10 protein-coding genes are annotated in these 17,539 nt (G+C 69.5%); all 10 read left to right on the top strand.

The window, feature by feature from the left end; all coding sequences use genetic code 11:
- Positions 1-602 precede the first annotated feature (602 nt).
- The 10 genes from WMF34_RS20905 to WMF34_RS20860 all read left to right on the top strand — a co-directional run bounded on the left by WMF34_RS20905 (position 603) and on the right by WMF34_RS20860 (position 17,316).
- Entirely contained in the window at positions 603-1,922 is a 1,320-nt protein-coding gene (locus WMF34_RS20905) for a CmpA/NrtA family ABC transporter substrate-binding protein (protein WP_012236668.1), read from the top strand.
- A gap of 69 nt (positions 1,923-1,991) precedes the next feature.
- Positions 1,992-2,789 carry a nitrate ABC transporter permease gene (ntrB, locus tag WMF34_RS20900; RefSeq protein ID WP_012236667.1) on the top strand — a complete coding sequence of 266 codons (798 nt, stop codon included), beginning with the start codon at positions 1,992-1,994 and terminating at the stop codon, positions 2,787-2,789.
- Positions 2,790-2,794: 5 nt separating this feature from the next.
- Positions 2,795-3,625 (top strand): ABC transporter ATP-binding protein, encoded by an 831-nt coding sequence (locus WMF34_RS20895; RefSeq protein WP_012236666.1) that lies wholly within the window; start codon positions 2,795-2,797, stop codon positions 3,623-3,625.
- Entirely contained in the window at positions 3,622-4,503 is an 882-nt protein-coding gene (locus WMF34_RS20890) for an ABC transporter ATP-binding protein (RefSeq protein ID WP_012236665.1), read from the top strand. Before WMF34_RS20895 ends, WMF34_RS20890 begins: the two co-directional genes overlap by 4 nt.
- Positions 4,504-4,887: 384 nt before the next feature.
- A complete protein-coding gene (locus WMF34_RS20885; protein WP_437994320.1) occupies positions 4,888-6,612 on the top strand; it encodes a hypothetical protein in 1,725 nt (574 codons plus the stop codon).
- A gap of 54 nt (positions 6,613-6,666) precedes the next feature.
- A complete protein-coding gene (locus WMF34_RS20880) occupies positions 6,667-7,908 on the top strand; it encodes a vWA domain-containing protein (RefSeq protein WP_437994319.1) in 1,242 nt (413 codons plus the stop codon).
- Positions 7,909-8,265: 357 nt separating this feature from the next.
- Positions 8,266-13,326, top strand: coding sequence for an AAA family ATPase (locus tag WMF34_RS20875; RefSeq protein ID WP_437994318.1), 5,061 nt, complete (start codon positions 8,266-8,268; stop codon positions 13,324-13,326).
- Positions 13,327-13,505: 179 nt separating this feature from the next.
- Positions 13,506-14,528: a sugar-binding protein gene (locus tag WMF34_RS20870; protein WP_012236661.1), complete on the top strand. Its 1,023-nt coding sequence runs from the start codon at positions 13,506-13,508 to the stop codon at positions 14,526-14,528.
- A gap of 79 nt (positions 14,529-14,607) precedes the next feature.
- Positions 14,608-16,134, top strand: a complete 1,527-nt coding sequence (locus WMF34_RS20865) for a sugar ABC transporter ATP-binding protein (RefSeq protein ID WP_012236660.1) — start codon at positions 14,608-14,610, stop codon at positions 16,132-16,134.
- Between the two features lie 45 nt (positions 16,135-16,179).
- On the top strand, positions 16,180-17,316 hold the full coding sequence (locus WMF34_RS20860; protein WP_012236659.1) for an ABC transporter permease: 1,137 nt from the start codon (positions 16,180-16,182) through the stop codon (positions 17,314-17,316).
- Positions 17,317-17,539 lie beyond the last annotated feature (223 nt).

Below are 17,539 nucleotides of genomic sequence, written 5' to 3'. Positions count from 1 at the left end.
GGCGACGCCCACCCCCACCACCGGCGCCCCCGCCCGCCTCCAGGCGGTGGGGCCCATCGAGCGCGGCGAGGGACGTACACCCGCACGCTGAAACCGAAGACGAAGGCGACGTGACGAACGCAACGAACGTGATGAACGTGATGAACGTGATGAACGTGAAGTGAATGAAGAAAAAATATCCTACAGAAACTTCATAGAAACAGGCGCCCATGCATCGTCCTTGGCAAATCCCGGGCCCGTGTATGGCTGAGGCCATCCAGGGCGCACACCCGCGGCGAGCGCGAGCTCACCCTGCCGATCTCGCCGCGGAGCTGGCCTAGAACATCGATCACGTTGATCAAGCGAGGAATGAACCGCCAAGACGCCACAAGACGCCAAAAAAAACACAAAAATCTTGGCGTCTTGTGGCGTCTTGGCGGTTGGAAATTCTGCGCCTTTCAGGCCGTTTCAACCCGTTTGTCGCCCTAGCTCATCCTCGAACGAACAGGCGATTTCACGGACGGCGCCTCCGGAGCGCAGCCCGTCCAGTCTGCCCCGATCGGCGGGCGTGCCCCTCTCCATGCGCCGAGGCTCCACGGTCATCCCAGCAAAGGATCTTTGGAATGAAGAGACGAGAACCTGCGAGTGAGGCCCCGAGCGCCACGCCCCTCCACCGCCGGCGTTTCCTCGGCGGTGCGCTCGCGCTCGGGGGAGCCGCGCTCCTCCCCGCTTGCGAATCGCGGTCCGAAGCGTCGGCGAAGCCCGCGGCGAACGCCGCGCCCCTCATCCCGGACGCCGCCAGGCCCGAGGTGCCCGATCTGCGCTTCGGCATCATCGCGCTGACCGACTGCTCTCCTCTCGTGATCGCCCACGAGAAGGGGTTCTTCAAAAAGTACGGCATCAACGCGACCATCGTGAAGGGCGCGAGCTGGGCCGCGATCCGCGACTCGCTCACGAACGGGGATCTCCAGGCGACGCACATGCTCTTCGGCATGCCGCTCGCCTCGACGATGGGGCTCCTCGGATCGCCGAAGATGCCCATGGTCATCCCGTGGCTGCTCAACCGCAACGGCCAGGCGATCACGATGAAGAGCGACCTCCGGGGCAAGGTGGCCGGCGATCCCAAGGCGCTCAAGCCGTTCGTCGAGGAAGCAAAGGAGAAGGGGGCACCCATGACCTTCGCGATGACGTTCCCGCCTGGAACGCACGCCATGTGGACCCGGTATTACCTGGGCGCGGGCGGCGTCCACCCGGACAAGGACGTCGCGCTCGTGACCATCCCGCCCGCCCAGATGGTCGCCAACATGAAGGTGGGCAAGATGGACGGCTTCTGCGTCGGCGAGCCGTGGAACGCCAGGGCGATCGCCGACCAGATCGGCTACACGGCCGTCACCACGCAGGAGCTCTGGAGGGACCACCCCGAGAAGGTGTGCGCGTTCACCGCGGAGTTCGCCGACAAGAACCCGAAGACGGTGAAGGCGGTGATCAAGGCGCTCCACGAGGCGAGCGTCTGGCTGGACAAGCTCGACAACCGCCCCGAGCAGGCGGACGTCGTGTCGAGGCCGACGTACATCAACTGTCCGCCGGAGCTCATCCTCGGCCGGCTGCAGGGGCGCTACGACTACGGCGACGGGCGCAACAAAGAGGACAAGGACTACATGATCTTCAGCGAGCGGGGCTGCAACTACCCGCAGCCCAAGTACGCGCTCTGGTGGCTCAGCCAGTTCCGCCGGTGGGGCATGGTGGAGGGGAAGCCGGACTACGAGGGCGTCGTCAAGCAGGTCATGCGCCCCGATCTCTACGAGGAGGCGATGAAGGAGCTCGGGGTCGCGCACGGCGGCCGGAGCGACGCGCCCGAGACGCTGTTCGACGGCGTGACGTTCGATCCGAAGGACCCGGAGAAGTACGCGACGTCGTTCCCGGTCCACGCCCTGAAGGGATGAACCCACATCGCCATCGCCGCGCCGGCGGGAGGCGCGGCGGCGGAAGCGGAAGCGGAAGAGGAGTGCTGCATGAGCGAGGCGAAGGCGATCTCTCCGAGGATTCGAGTCGACCACATGATCCTGCCCCTCTTCGGGGTGGCGTGCGTGATCGGGTTGTGGGCCGCCGCGAGCAGCCTGTGGACCCAGGCGCTGCCCTCTCCGCTCAAGACATGGGAGGTGAGCAGGCCTTACATCTTCGAGCCGTTCGAGAAGCGGGGAGAGCTCGACCAGGGCATCCTCCGCTTCACCTGGTACTCGCTCCAGCGGGTCGCCAAGGGCTACACGCTGGCGATCCTCCTCGGGACGCCGATCGGCTTCTTCCTGGGCGCGTCGAGGCTGTTCAAGTCGAGCTTCGATCCCATCATCCAGATCCTCCGCCCTGTCTCGCCGCTCGCGTGGCTCCCGCTCGGCCTCGTGCTCTTCCAGAAGCCCGACCCCGCCGGCGTCTTCACCATCGCGATGTGCTCGATGTGGCCGACGGTCCTGAACACCGCGCTCGGGGTGCGATCGATCCCGCAGGACTACATGAACGTCGCCCGGGTGCTCCGGCTGTCGCGCATGAAGACGCTGTTCAAGGTGCAGCTCCCCGCGGCGCTCCCGTACATGTTCACGGGCTTCCGGCTCAGCCTGGGCATCGCCTGGCTGGTCATCGTCGCCGTGGAGATGCTGACCGGCTCGCCCGGGGTCGGCGGCTTCCTCTGGCAGGAGTACAACAGCCTCATCTACGAGCACATCATCCTGTGCATCATCACCATCGGGGTCGTCGGCTTCCTCCTGGACGCCCTGATGAGCCTCGTCGAGCGCCGGCTCAAGCTGGCGGGAGCGTGACATCCATGCCGCTGGTCGAGCTCTGCAACGTCGGGAAGAGTTATGGTGGCGGGGCCACCCGCACCGAGGTGCTCAGGGACATCCACCTGGAGATCGAGAAGGGCGAGTTCGTCGCCGTCGTCGGTTATTCGGGCGCCGGCAAGACGACGCTCATGTCCCTCATCGCCGGGCTCCTCAGGCCGGACACCGGGGAGGTCAAGCTGAACGGGAAGGTCGTCGAGGGGCCGGGCCCCGACCGCGGCGTCATCTTCCAGAACTATTCTCTCCTGCCCTGGCTCACGGTCTACGAGAACGTCTACCTGGCCGTGGACCAGATCTTCGGCTCCTGGTCCACGGAGAAGAAGCGGGAGCACACCGAGCGCTACATCGCCATGGTGAAGCTCACCGAGGCCCGCGAGAAGAAGCCGGCGCAGCTCTCCGGCGGCATGCGCCAGCGGGTCTCGGTGGCGCGGGCGCTCGCCATGGATCCGGAGGTCCTCCTGATGGACGAGCCGTTCGGCGCGCTGGACGCGCTCACGCGCGCGACGCTCCAGGACGAGATCGCGCGGATCTGGCGCGCCACCCGGAAGACCGTGCTCCTCATCACGAACGACGTCGACGAGGGCATCCTCCTCGCCGACCGGATCGTCCCGCTCAGCAAGGGCCCTCGGGCCACGCTGGGGCCAGGGATCACCGTCGATCTCGAGCGCCCTCGGGATCGCAAGGCCCTCAACCACGATCCGCGCTTCAAGGAGATCCGCGGCGCGGTGATCGGCTACCTGCTCGGCCCGGGCGCCGGGCCCAAGGCGGGCGAGAGCGCGCCCGATGCGGCGCGGAGCGCGGAGGCGGTCGCATGAAGAAGTACCTCGAGATCTGGAATATCACGAAGACCTTTCCCACGCCGACGGGCCCCTCGGTCGTCGTCCGGAACTTCGATCTGAACCTGAGGAAGGGAGAGTTCCTGTCCCTCATCGGCCACTCCGGGTGCGGCAAGTCCACCGTGCTGTCGATGGTCGCGGGCCTCTCCGAGATCACGAGCGGCGGTATCGTCCTCGCGGGCAGGCAGATCCAGGGCCCTGGCCCGGACCGCGGGGTCGTGTTCCAGTCGCCCTGCCTCCTGCACTGGATGACGGCGCTCGAGAACGTCCTGCTCGGGGTCGAGCAGGTCCACCGGCAGAAGAGCAGGAAGGACTGCATCGAGATCGCGACGCACTACCTCGAGCTCGTGGGGCTCGAGGAGTCCATGCACAAGAAGCCGCGCGAGCTGTCGTCGGGGATGCAGCAGCGGGTCGGGCTGGCGCGCGCCTTCGCCCTGTCGCCCAAGATGCTCCTCCTGGACGAGCCCTTCGGCATGCTCGACTCGCTCACCCGGTTCGAGCTCCAGGAGGTGCTCATGAACCTGTGGGCGGAGGACCAGAAGACGGCGCTGATGGTCACGCACGACGTCGACGAGGCCCTGTTCCTGTCGGACCGCATCGCGATGATGACGAACGGCCCGGGGGCGCGGGTCGGCGAGATCCTGGAGGTCCCGTTCCCTCACCCGCGGGACCGTCAGGAGGTGCTGGAGGACCCGATGTACTATCCTCTCCGAGAGCGGCTGATCACTTTCCTCGAGGGCCAGGCCCACAAGGAGAAGCCCGCCGAGGAGAGCGCCCGAGAGTCCGTCCCGGAAGGCGCCGTGAAGACGGGGCGGTTCTGGAGCGCGCTCTGGAAGGGGACGAGGACATCGGCGTGAGCGGGGGAGAAGGGAGCGGACGGCCGCCGCCGGGCTGCCCCATCAACGTGCCTCTCCAGACAGCCTGCATGTCCTCTCCTCTCGAGGACCGTACAGCGTACAGCGTCGCTTCCTCCGTCGAGGGGTCTTTGCGACGAACCTCACCAAAGCGCGGATTGCGGTCTCGCTGACCGTTCTGGTCAGCGCCATCACGGGCAGGCGAGCGCGAGCTCTGCGCTGCGCGCACAGGTGCGCGCAGCGCTCACGAAGCTCACCACCTCCGACAAAAATGGAGGGGGAGGGGCACGCCCTGAAACAAAAGCCATACGGACACGCTGGAGTTGCGCGAATGTATCCTTTCTCCGACTGCGTCGGTTGCGGCGAGCGATCAAGCGAGGAAACTGCATGCGTGTATCTCGAATCTTCGCGGCTGTCGGCATCGTATGGCTCTCTGGCGCCTGCGGCTCGTCCGAGGGCACCGGCTCGGGAGGCGAAGGTGGTGTCGCCACCACGTCAGGGCCCTCCAGCGGCGCGGCCGGGGGCAGCTCCTCGGCCGGTGGCTCCGGAGGGGCCAACGCTGGCGGCGGCGGGGCGACTGGAACGGGCGGCGGCGGGACGGCCAGCGCCGGAGAAGGCGGCGCGGGCGCGGGCACGGGCGTTGGTGGCGCAGGCACCGGCGGCGCGGGCGGCGCGGGCGGCGCGCTCGCCAGCGGTACGGGCGCCGGCGGTACGGACGGCGTCGGCGGCGCGGGCGGCCCTGACACGGGGGTCGAGGTGCCGACCTGTGCGCCTTTCGGGTCCACGTGCGCGCGCTCCGGAGATTGCTGTTCCGGCATCTGCGACAGCGCGACGAGCACCTGCGCGTCGCCGCTCAGCGTCTGCCTCGGGACAGGCGCCGCTTGCGAGGAATCCTCGGAGTGCTGTAGCCTCAACTGCGCTTCGGGCAGGTGCAGCGCGACCGCCTGCCTCCCCGACGGATCCGACTGCACGGCAGGCGGCGCCGCGTGCTGCAGCGGCATGTGCGCCGGCGGGACGTGCAGCGACGTCAACGGCGCCACGGCATGCCAGACGGGCGGCAACCCGTGCACCGAGGACAGCCAGTGTTGCTCGCAGCTGTGCGGGCGAGACAACCGCTGCGTCCTCTACTCCTCGTTCTGTGTTCAGCGCAACGACGTCTGCAAGGGCGACAGCGACTGCTGTACCGGCGTATGCGTGAAGCGGAACGCATCCGACCCCGCGGGCTACTGCGGCGCGGAGCCGTCGACGGCGAGCCGCTGTAGCAGCGGCGGCATCGACGGCGCGGTCTGCGACAGCTGCGGCTTCTGCTGCAGCCGCGTCTGCGCGCCGTACGGCCCGACCGGGATCGCCGTCTGCCAGCCGCCGAGCGGCTGCCGCGTGAACGGCGCCCTGTGCCAGCGCAACGAGGACTGCTGCGGCGGCGATCCCACGGCCGCTCTGCCGGGCGCGGGCAATGTCGTCTGCGACAAGTCGGGGGATCCGGACGGGCAGATCGGCCGCTGCCGCAACCCGAACGGCTGCACGCCCCAGGGCGGCGTCTGTCACTTCAAGGACAGCTATTGCTCGGATACCTCCACCAGCGCTCCCAACAACTGCTGTAACTACCTGGGGAACGCCAGCAACTGCCGCCTCGACGCCCTCGGCGTGCCTCGGTGCAACGCGCTCACGGCCTGCCGCCAGGCAGGCGAGGACTGCGCCTCCGCCGACGATTGCTGCGACGGCGCTCCCTGCGTGCGGAATAGCGAAACAGGCAAGCTCCAGTGTTACGACACGCCCGGAGGGACGACGCCCCAGTGTGTCACGGCGGGCGGACCCTGCACGAACAACGGCGACTGCTGCGTCGGAACGACGTGCGAGTACGAGCCGGGCTCCCTGTCGGGCACGTGCACGACAGACTCCCCGTCAGGCGCGACCGGGAGCTCGAGCGCGACCGGCGGAACGGGCGGCGCAGGCGGCGCAGGCGGCGCAGGCGGCGGCGGTGGCTCGGACGGGGCGGGCGGCACCCCGCCGCGATGCGCCGAGTACGGGCAACTCTGCGGCGCCACGTCCGACTGCTGCAACGCCGGAACCGTGCAGTGTTACAACGGCATCTGCCGCATTCCTCCGGGCTGACGCCGCGCGCTGGCGTTGACTCGTGTCGATTCACGCGTGTCGAGGAGAATGGCTATGATCGGCAAGAACCGCGGGAACCACGCCCGCTCCTTGTTCCTGGCGTCGCTCTGGTGCCTCGGCTGGGCGCTCGCGCCGGGATGCTCGGTATCGGATGGCGGAACGGGCGCGGGCAGCGGCGGCTCCGGAAACAGCGGCTCCGGAAACGGCGGCGCCGGCGGAACGGACTTCGGTGGAACGGGCGGGGAGCCCTCCCTCGGAGGCGGCTTCATCGCGTCCGGGCCGGGCGCCAGCTCGGGCGGGGGGGAGGGCGGCGGCGACTGCGGCGGCCAGCAGGTCGAAGCTCAGCCGCGGCAGGTTCACCTCGTGATCGTGCTCGATCGCTCCGACAGCATGACCAAGGACTGGGAAGGGAGCGACCGCTGGACGATGATGAAGGGCGCCCTCGGCACCGCGCTCGACGTGATCCAGGACAGGATGTCCGTCGGGCTTCAGCTCTTTCCCTCCGACGAGCACTGCGGCATGCCGGCGGGGGAGGACCTGAGCGTGGGCGTGGCGCCGGGCGCGACCTCCGTCCCCGCCATCAAGACCCTCCTGGATGGCACGGACCCCGGCGGCGCGACGCCGACCGCGGACGCCCTCGCGCGCGCCCTCGGGTACCTCACCGTGGGAGCTGGCGGCGCCCTCGAAGGCGACAAGTACGTCCTCCTGGCGACCGACGGCGGTCCCAACTGCAACCAGGATCCGGCCATGACCTGCGAGGCCGCGACCTGCACCACGAACATGGATGGGGACTGCCCTTCGGGCGTGCCGAACTGCTGCGTCGCCGGCTTGACGGACGTGTGCCTGGACGACGTGCGCACGGTGCAGCGGGTGAAGGACCTGCGCGCGGCCGGCATCAAGACCTTCGTCGTCGGCATCCCCGGCGCGACGGCCTACGCCCATGTGCTGGACCAGCTCGCCGTCGAGGGCGACACGGCCACGTCCGAGACCTCGCCCCGTTATTTCGAGGTGGTGGACGCGGCGAGCCTCGGCGATACGCTGACCGGCATCACGAGGGATCTCGTGAGGACCTGCGCGCTCTCTCTGGAGACCGAGCCGCCGGACCGCGCGAAGGTGAACGTCTTCATCGACGATGAGGTGCTGCCGAAGCCGGGCGACGACGGCTGGGACTACGACGATTCGACGACCCCGCCCACCATCGTGATCAAGGGCGCCACGTGTGAGCAGGTGAAGTCCATGGGGGCGGAGAGCGTCCGTGTCGAGTTCGGTTGTCCCACCGTCGAGGTGCCGCAATGACCTGCGCCTGTGACGCGCCCTCCCGGCGCGCCGCGTGATCGACCTCCTCCATCCCTCCGAGAGCCAGCCCACATCGCATGAAGCGCCGCGCCAGCGCCGGCACTGCCGAGCTCGTTGACGGGCGCGAACGCCGACTCCGTCCGAGTTGGATGTCTAGCGCACAAATGCTGAAAAATATCACCGCGGACGAATCGAATGTTCCGATTTCGGTGGTGACTCTGGGGCAGCGATCTAGACATAATCCGCCCATGGTGCGCTTGTGCGAGAACACCGTCCGTCCTGCCTGCTCGACGCGAGCAGCGACGGCGGTCCGGCCGAGCGCCCCGGCGAGGTGAGATGCTCTCCGCGACCTGTTCCGTGAGCCAGCCGATCTACGTCGACTCGAGCATCGAGGTGTTCGAAGGGACCTGGGGTGACGAGCGCAAGCCTGCTGTCTTCAAGGTCCTGAAGAGCGAGTTCCCGAGCGCGCGCGAGCTCGCGGCGCTCCGGCACGAGTACAACGTGCTCTGCGCGCTCGACGTCGAGGGCGTCGTCAAGGCCTACGGGCTCGAGAAGCACAGGAACGGCCTCGCGCTCGTGCTCGAGCGGCCGAGCAGGACGACGCTCCACGACATCCTGCGCGCCGGCCGGCTGGAGCTCAAGGCGGCGTTGACGATCGCCCGCTCGGCGGCCCGGGTCCTCGACGAGTTCCACCGCCGCAAGGTGATTCACAAGGACATCAAGCCGCACAACCTCCTCGTCGACCCGGACACGCTGGAGGTCCATTTCGCCGGCTTCGGCATCGCGACGCTCCTCCCGCAGGAGACGCAGCAGGCGATAAGCCCCGAGGCGCTCGAGGGGACGCTCGCGTACATGTCGCCGGAGCAGACCGGCCGGATGAACCGCGTGATCGACCGCCGCACCGACCTCTACTCGTTCGGCGTGACCCTCTATCAGATGCTCACCGGCGTCCTGCCGTTCACCGGCAGCGATCCGCTCGATCTCATCCATGGCCACATCGCGCGGACGCCGGTGCCGCCGCCCGAGCAAGTCCCGGGCGTGCCCGACGCGGTGTCCCGGATCGTGATGAAGCTCCTCGAGAAGAACGCGGAGGACCGGTACCAGAGCGCCTTCGGGCTCTTCGCCGATCTCGACGCCTGCCTCCGCCAGCTCTCGACCTCCGGCGCGGTGGCGCCCTTCGCGCTCGGCCTGCGCGACATCCCCGATACGCTGCGCATCCCGCAGAAGCTCTACGGCCGCGCCGAGGAGGAGCGCGCGCTGCTCGCCGCCTTCGAGCGCGCCGCCGGCGGGGAGGGCGAGCTCCTGCTCGTGTCGGGGTACTCGGGCATGGGCAAGTCGGCCCTGGTGAACGAGATGCACAGGGCCATCGCCCAGCGAGGCGGCTACTTCACCGCGGGCAAGTTCGAGCAGCTGAACCGCGGGGCGCCGTACGCCTCGCTCGCGCGCGCCTTCCGGGAGCTCCTCCGGCACATCCTCACCGAGCGACCGGAGCAGCTCGCGCGCTGGAGCGCGGCGCTCGGCCGCGCGGTCGGGAGCGCCGGCCAGCTCCTCGTCGACCTCATCCCGGAGCTCGAGTGGATCATCGGCCAGCAGCCCCCCGTCCAGCAGCTGCCGCCGGCGGAGGCGCAGGGCCGCTTTCACGCGATCTTCAAGGCGTTCGTCCGCGTCTTCGCGACCGCCGAGCACCCCCTCGTCCTCTTCCTGGACGACCTGCAGTGGGCCGACCCTGCCTCGCTCAAGCTGCTCCAGATCCTGGCCGCCGATCCAGAGCGCGGCCACCTGCTCCTCCTCGGCGCCTTCCGCGACAACGAGGTCTACGCGGCTCACCCGCTCCGCGTCGCGCTCGACGAGATCGAGAAGGCGGGCGCGCCGATCCGCGAGCTCAAGCTGACGCCGCTCGCCCTCGCCGACGTGATCGCGCTGCTCTCGGACGCGCTCTCCGCGGCCCGCGCGGACGTCGAGCCGCTCGCCCGCGTGGTGTTCGACAGGACCCAGAGCAACCCGTTCTTCGTGCGGCAGTTCCTGGGCTCGCTCCACGCGGAGGGCCTGCTCCGCTTCGAGAAGGGCGCCTGGACGTGGGATCTCGACGGCATCCGGCGGCGCACGGTCACCGACAACGTCGTCGAGTTCATGGCGCGCAAGATCGAGGAGCTCGAGCCCGAGCTCGTCCGCGTCCTCCGCCTCGCGGCCTGCATCGGGCACGAGTTCGACCTGCGCACCCTCGCGGTCATCAGCGAGCGGCCGGCGCACGAGACCGTGGCCGCGCTGTGGAAGATCCTGCAAGAGGGCCTGATCGCGCCCGTGGACGCCGACTACCGCCTCGCGCACGCGACCGACGACGAGGCGCAGACCGGCGTCGACTGGCGCGTCACCTACCGCTTCCTGCACGATCGCGTCCAGCAGGCGGCGTACTCGCTCATCAGCGAGGATCGCAAGCGCGAGGTCCACCTCAGGATCGCGCGGCTCATGCTCGCCAGCTGCGAGGGCGCCACGCGGGACGAGGCGCTCTTCGACATCGTGAACCACGTCAACATCGCGGCGCCCATCGTGACCTCGGCCGCGGAGCAGGCCACGGCCGCGGAGCTGAACCTCGCCGCCGGCAGGAGGGCCAAGGCCGCCACCGCCTACGAGGCGGCGGCCGGCTATCTCCGCGCGGGGCTCGGGTTTCTGCCCCACGGCGGCTTCGACGACCACTACGAGCTCGCCCTCGCGCTCCACAGGGAGCGCGCCGAGGTCGAGTCGCTGTGCGGCGCCTTCGAGGAGGCCGAGCGGCTCTGTACCGCGGCGCTCGCGCGCGCCCGGACGGCCATGGACAAGGTCGCCGTCCTCCTCGTCCAGGCGAACCAGTACCTGCTCCAGTGGCGCAATCACGAGGCGACCCTGGTCCAGAAGGCCGGCCTCCGGCTCCTCGGCTGTCCGATCCCCGAGGCCCGGGAGGAGGTCGCCGCGCTGCTCGAGCAGGAGCTCCGGGCGGTGCCCGTCCTCCTCGGCGCGCGCAGCATCGAGGAGCTCGCCCGCGCCCCGAGGACGACGAACCCCGAGCACCCCGTGACGCTGGAGCTGCTCGTGAACCTGTTCTTCGGGGCCTACAACTCGAGCGACCAGACGCTCGCGAACCTCGCCATCGTGAAGATGGTGACGCTCTCGCTGCAGCACGGGAACAGCGATATGTCCGCGTTCGGATACGTCGCGTACGGCATGGTGGTCGGGCCGTTGCTCGGCGAGTACGAGACGGCGTACCGGTTCGGCAAGATGGCCGTCGAGCTCGCAGACCAGCTCGACAACCTCGTGCTCCGGGCCAAGACCTACCACATCTTCTCCGCGGACGTGCACAGCTGGACGCAGCCCCTGCGGAAGGCAGACCCGTATTACGACCGGGTCTACGACCTCGGGCTCCAGGCCGGCGACTGGACGGCCATGGGGTACATGATCAGCCAGAGCGGCTCGGACCGGCTCACCTACGGGATGAACCTCGCGGAGCTCTCGCAGCTCACCGAGACGCACCTCGCGTTCCTGCGGCGCGCCCGCAGCCATGACATCATCGATATCCTCCTCGCGGGCGTGATCCAGCCCCTCCGGTGCCTGCAAGGGCTGACGAGGGGCCGGCTCAGCTTCGACGACGACGGGTTCGACGAGGCGTCCTACGCGGCGAAGCACGGCGGCTCGCCCTACCACATGGGGTGGCTGGTTTACGCGAAGATCCGGAATGCCTACCTGTTCGGCGACAGGGCGAGCTTTGCCGATCTGATGCCGAAGCTCGCCGTGATCGAGGGCGCCTTGCCGACGCACGCCAAGGTGCCCGAGGCGACGTTCTACGCGGGCCTCATGCGGATCGCCGCGTGGGAGAGCGCCGAGGGCGCGGCGCGGCGGGAGCACGAGGAGCACCTGCTGCGGCTCCTCGGGCGGATGAAGCGCTGGGCCGACGCCGGGCCGGACAACGTGCTTCACAAGCACCTGCTCCTGCTCGCCGAGCAGGCCCGCGTCGAGGGGCGGAGGGCCGAGGCGATGGACCTCTACGAGCGGGGCATCGAGGCCGCGCGCCAGGCCGACTACGTCAACAACCAGGCGCTCGGCAACGAGCTCTATGGCAGGTTCTGGCTCGCCCAGGGCAGGGTCGAGTTCGCGCACATCTTCCTGCGCAGGGCGGTTTACCTGTACGAGCGCTGGGGGGCGACCGAGAAGGCCAAGGCGCTGCGCGAGGAGCTCGCGCCGGCCGACCCCTCGACCCTGGGCCAGCCTCTTCCGCTCTCGCCGACCGGCACCGCGCTCCAGGGCCTCGTCGCGGGGGAGAGCTTCGATCTCGCCACGGTCCTCAGCACCGCCCAGGCCATCTCGAGCGCGATCGTGCTCGACAAGGTGATCGAGCAGGTCCTGCGCAGCGTGATCAAGAGCGCCGGGGCGAGCCGGGGGTTCCTCATCCTCGTACGCGGCGAGGTGCTGACGGTCGAGGCGATGATCGCGGTCGGCCCCGACACGGTGAGCCTCGGCCTCTCGATGCCCCTGGAGGCGCGCCTCGATCTGGCCCGCTCGGTCGTGCATTACGTGGCGCGCTCGCGCGAGGCGCTCGTGATCGGGCGCGCGGACGACGACCCGCGCCTCGCCGGCGATCCGCACGTGATCGCGCGCCGGCCGAAATCGATCCTGGGCTTGCCGCTCCTGCACCAGGGCCGGCTGAGCGGGGTATTGTACCTGGAGAACCACCTCGCGGAGCACGCGTTCACCGCCGATCGCATCGAGCTCTTGCGGCTCCTGTCCTCGCAGGCGGCGGTGGCGGTCGAGAACGCGCTGCTCTACGCGGACCTCACGGCGGTGAGCGCCGAGCTCCGTGAGGCCAACGAGCGGCTGGAGCGGGAGGTGAAGGAGCGGACGGAGGAGCTCTCTCTGGCCAACGTGCGCCTCTCCGCGCAGAGCGCCGAGCTCCGGGACGCCAACGTGCGCCTGTTGCACGAGCTCGGCGAGCGCGAGCGCGCCGAGGCGGCCCGGGCCGAGCTGCAAGAGGAGGTGATCCGGTTCCAGCGGGCGAAGATCTCCGAGCTGTCGACCCCGCTCGTGCCCATCACGAGCGACGTCATGGTCATGCCGCTCATCGGCACGCTGGACGAGGAGCGCGCGCACGACGTGCTCGAGACCCTGCTCGACGGCGCGACGAGGAGCGGCACCCGCACCGTCATCATCGATGTCACGGGGATCAAGGGGGTCGATCAACGCGTGGCGAACGCCCTGCTCAAGGCGGCGAACGCCCTCCGGCTGCTCGGGGTCCAGGCGGTGCTGACGGGCATCCGCGGCGAGGTCGCGCAGGCGCTCCTCCGGCTCGACATCGACATGTCGCGCGTCGTGATCCGCGGGACGCTGCAGAGCGGGATCGCCTACGCCGTCGGCCGATCCGGCGGCATGAGCGCGCCGGGCACGCGACCCTAGGCGCGGGTGGCGATCCGCGCGTCGAATCGTGTAGACACGTCCGGAGCGGATCGCGCATCATGAGCTGGCCAGTTGACCGGGGGGTTCCTGCTCTGTCGTGGCCCGCGCGGCGGCACGAGGCGTATGGGCCCGTCGCGCGAGGCGGCTCTTGTCGGGTGGACGGGTGGAGGGGAGAGCGCATGGTGAAGAGCATCAGTCGGTTCATCGTCGGGGCCTGCGTGGCGGCGGGGCTCGCGGCCCTGGGCTGCGACAACGGCGGCGCGCCGGCGGCGGGGGGCAAGCCGAAGCTCGCCTACATCACGAACGGCGTCGCCCCGTTCTGGACCATCGCCGAGAAGGGCGTCATCGACGGCGCGAAGGAGCACAACGTCGAGGTGAGCGTCGTGATGCCGAGCGACGTGAACGACCAGCTGCACCGGGTCGAGGATCTCCTGATCCGCGGCGTCGACGGCATCGCGATCAGCCCGATCGACGCGGAGAACCAGGTCCCGCTGCTCAACAAGGCGGCCGCGAAGACGAAGCTCATCACGCAGGACTCGGACGCTCCGAAGAGCGATCGCATCGTGTACATCGGCATCGACAACTACGTCGCTGGCCGGATGGCGGGGCAGCTCGTGAAGGAGGCGATCCCCGGCGGCGGCAAGGTGGCCATCCTGGTCGGGCGGCTCGAGGGCGACAACGCCCGCAAGCGCCGTCAAGGCGTGCTCGACGAGCTGCTCGATCGCCAGGACACCAGCGCTGGGAACGACCCGCTCAACCAGGAGCTGAAGGGGGCGAAATACACCATCGTCGCGACCCTGACCGACCAGATCGACGCCGCCAAGGCGAAGAGCAACGCCGAAGACATGATGTCGGCGCACCCGGACCTCGTGGGCCTGATCGGCCTGAACGCGTACCACACGCCGGCCCTGCTCGAGGCGGTGAAGCAGGCGGGGAAGATGAGCGCGATCCAGGTCGTCGGCTTCGACGAGCAGGACGCGACGCTGCGCGCGATCCAGGACGGCGAGGTGGTCGGCACGGTGGTGCAGAATCCGTACATGTACGGCAAGGAGTCGGTGCGCGTGCTCGCGGCGCTCGTGCGGGGGGATAACTCCGTCGTGCCCCAGGACAAGTTCATCTCCCTGCCGGCCCGGCAGATCCGCAAGGGCAACCTCGACGCGTTCTGGGCCGATCTGAAGCAGAAGGCGGGCAAACAGCAGTGAGCCCGGCGTCGGGCAGCGCGGCGCCCGCGCGGCGCGCGCGCACGCTGACACGCCGGCGACGCTCGACGCGCCGACGCGAATGACAGCCTCCTCGCCTGAACCGGACGCGACGCCGCTGCTCGAGGTGCGCGGCCTGACCAAGCGCTTCCCCGGCGTGCTCGCGCTCAGCGGCGTGCATCTCGCGCTCGGTCGAGGCGAGGTGCTCGGCATCGTCGGCGAGAACGGCGCTGGCAAGAGCACCCTCATGAAGATCCTCGCCGGCGTCGAGGCGCCCGACGCCGGCGAGATGCTCTTCGACGGGCGGCCCGTCGCGCTCGGCTCCGTCAGGGAGGCGCTCTCCCTCGGGATCGCGCTCATCCACCAGGAGCTCAACCTGGCGGACAACCTCGATGTCGCGGCCAACATCTATCTCGGCCGGGAGCCGCGGCGGGGCGGCTTCATCGACGAGGGCAGGATGGAGCGGGAGGCGCGGGCGATCATGGCGCGCGTCGGCCTCGCGTGCTCGCCGCGCGCGCTCGTCGCGGGCCTGTCGCTCGGGCAGCGGCACCTGGTCGAGATCGCGAAGGCGCTCTCGGCCAACGCGCGGGTGCTCATCATGGATGAGCCCACGTCGTGCCTGTGCCCGCACGAGGCGGAGGCGCTCTTCCAGGTGGTGAGGGAGCTCCGCGCGGGCGGGATCAGCGTCGTGTACATCTCTCACCGCCTCGGCGAGGTGAGGGCGCTCTGCGATCGCGTGCTCGTGCTGCGCGACGGCGAGAACGCGGGCGAGCTCTCGCGCGGGGAGGAAATGAGCCACGAGCGCATCGTGAGGTTGATGGTGGGCCGCGATCTCTCGCAGTTCTATCCGCACGTCCCGAACCCGCCCGGCGAGCCGGTGCTCGAGGTCTCCGGCCTCCGGACGCCGAGGCACCCCGAGCGAGCGCTCTCCTTCACGGTGCGCGGCGGGGAGATCGTCGGCGTGGCCGGGCTCCTCGGCGCGGGGCGCACGTCGCTTCTCCGGACGCTGTTCGGCGTCACGCCGGCGGCCGGGGGCGCCATCCGCGTGGCCGGGCGGGCGATCACGCCGCGGGCCCCGCGAGACGCCATCGCCGCCGGGATAGGCCTGGTCCCGGAGGACCGCCAGCAACAAGGCATCATCCTGGAGATGGCGATCCGGGCCAACGTGAGCCTCCCGAGCCTCGGCGCGGCGCAGCGTTACGGCGTCCTCGACCGCGCGGGCGAGCGCCGGATGTCGGCGCGGACGATCCGGGAGCTCGGCGTGCGGACGCCGAGCGACGTGCAGCCTGTGCAGCACCTGTCCGGCGGCAACCAGCAGAAGGTCGTCATCGGAAAGTGGCTCTCGATGTCGCCGCGCGTGCTGCTCCTGGACGAGCCGACCCGCGGCATTGACGTCGGCGCAAAGCACGAGATATACCAGCTGATGGAGCGATTGGCAGCGAGCGGCATGGCCACCCTGTTCGTCTCCAGCGACATGGAAGAGGTGATAGGCATGTCCGATCGTGCGCTGGTGATGCACGAGGGGCGCATCGCCGGCGAGCTCGGCCGCGCCGAGCTGAGCGAGGAGGCGATCATGCGGCTCGCGACCGGCAGCGACGCCGCGGCGTGACGCGGCGTGACGCGGCGTGACCACTACCCATCGAGGCCAGAGAGCATGTCAGTGACGACGACACATGACCTCAGGGCGCGCGGCGCCGCGCCCGCTTCGCTGCTCGTGCCCAGCACGCGGCGGAAGGTGCTCGGCGTCTTCTGGCTCCTCCTCGCGGTGTCGCTCGGCACCGCGCTCCTGAACGGGAGGTTCCTCCTCGCGGAGAACCTCGAGAACCTGATCCGGAGGACGGCGCTGTTCGGCATCCTCAGCATCGGGGCGGGCTTCGTGATCATCACGGGCGGCATCGACCTGTCGATCGGCTCGGTCGTGGCGCTCGCCGGCTGCATGCTGCCGTGGCTCCTCTCGGTGCAGCACTGGCCGGCCTCGCTGGCGGTGCCCGTGCTGCTCGGCATCTCCCTCTGCATCGGGCTCGCGCACGGGCTGCTCATCACGAAGCTCCGGCTCCAGCCGTTCGTCGTGACGCTCTGCGGGCTCCTGCTCTACCGGGGCACCGCGCGCGGGATCTCCGGCGATCAGACGCAGGGGTTCGGCGTCGGGTTCGAGTCGCTGCGTTATCTGTCGGTCGGCAGCCCGCTCTCGGTCCCCGTGCCGTTCCTCTCGTGGATCTCCGAGGGGCGCTTCAGCCCTTACGTGGTGCACCCGTTCACCGGCGTGAAGACGCGGCTCGCGCCGATCACGTGGATCGACATCCCGATGCCGTTCCTCTTGTTCCTCGCGATCGCGGTGGCGGCGTCGATCTTCCTGAACCGCACCGTCTATGGCCGCTATCTGATGGCGCTGGGCCGCAACGAGCAGGCGGCCCGCTACAGCGGGGTCGACACCGACAGGATGACGATCCTCGCGTATGTCCTCTGCTCGGTGCTCGCCTGCTTCGGGGGCATGCTGTTCGCGCTGGAGGTCAACTCGGCCCAGCCGGTCGATTTCGGCAATTTCTACGAGCTGTATGCGATCGCCGCGGCCGTGCTGGGCGGCTTCAGCTTGCGCGGCGGCGAGGGCGCGGTGCTGGGCGTCATCCTGGGCACCGCCCTCATGCAGGTGCTGCGCAACGCCATCAACATGCTGGGCGTCCCGACCCAGATCGAGTTCGCGGTCATCGGCGCCGTCATCCTGATCGGCGTCATCGCGGACGAGGTGGTCAGGCGCTACGCGGCGGCGAGGCGCAAGGTGGTTGGCGCGTGAGCTGATGAGCCCGCGGCGGCGAGGACGGCGCCGCGCTCCGTCGAGCCCGCGGCGGGAGCTGCGCTGTTTGCGTCGATCGTCCTGCAGCGTGATGGCTTCGGCGCTGGTGGACCCGCGTCGAGACGGCGCATAGAGCGCAGGGGCGCTGTCGTTGCCAGGAGCTCGGCATGGCGGCGCGCAGGTGCGCGCAAGCGCGCGAGGATCGCGTGCTACGCTACAGCAT

The sequence above is a fragment of the Sorangium sp. So ce145 genome (assembly GCF_051525985.1).
Classification (GTDB): Bacteria; Myxococcota_A; Polyangia; order Polyangiales; family Polyangiaceae; genus Sorangium; species Sorangium cellulosum_B.
This window is presented reverse-complemented; position numbering and strand designations above follow the sequence as displayed.

What these genes read in the sequence shown, in the direction of transcription:
- ntrB (WP_012236667.1), top strand. Translation starts at nt 1,992, where the DNA reads ATGAGCGAGGCGAAGGCGATCTCTCCGAGGATTCGAGTCGACCACATG.
- WMF34_RS20870 (WP_012236661.1), top strand. Translation starts at nt 13,506, where the DNA reads ATGGTGAAGAGCATCAGTCGGTTCATCGTCGGGGCCTGCGTGGCGGCG.
- WMF34_RS20880 (WP_437994319.1), top strand. Translation starts at nt 6,667, where the DNA reads ATGATCGGCAAGAACCGCGGGAACCACGCCCGCTCCTTGTTCCTGGCG.
- WMF34_RS20895 (WP_012236666.1), top strand. Translation starts at nt 2,795, where the DNA reads ATGCCGCTGGTCGAGCTCTGCAACGTCGGGAAGAGTTATGGTGGCGGG.
- WMF34_RS20890 (WP_012236665.1), top strand. Translation starts at nt 3,622, where the DNA reads ATGAAGAAGTACCTCGAGATCTGGAATATCACGAAGACCTTTCCCACG.
- WMF34_RS20865 (WP_012236660.1), top strand. Translation starts at nt 14,608, where the DNA reads ATGACAGCCTCCTCGCCTGAACCGGACGCGACGCCGCTGCTCGAGGTG.
- WMF34_RS20885 (WP_437994320.1), top strand. Translation starts at nt 4,888, where the DNA reads ATGCGTGTATCTCGAATCTTCGCGGCTGTCGGCATCGTATGGCTCTCT.
- WMF34_RS20905 (WP_012236668.1), top strand. Translation starts at nt 603, where the DNA reads ATGAAGAGACGAGAACCTGCGAGTGAGGCCCCGAGCGCCACGCCCCTC.
- WMF34_RS20860 (WP_012236659.1), top strand. Translation starts at nt 16,180, where the DNA reads ATGTCAGTGACGACGACACATGACCTCAGGGCGCGCGGCGCCGCGCCC.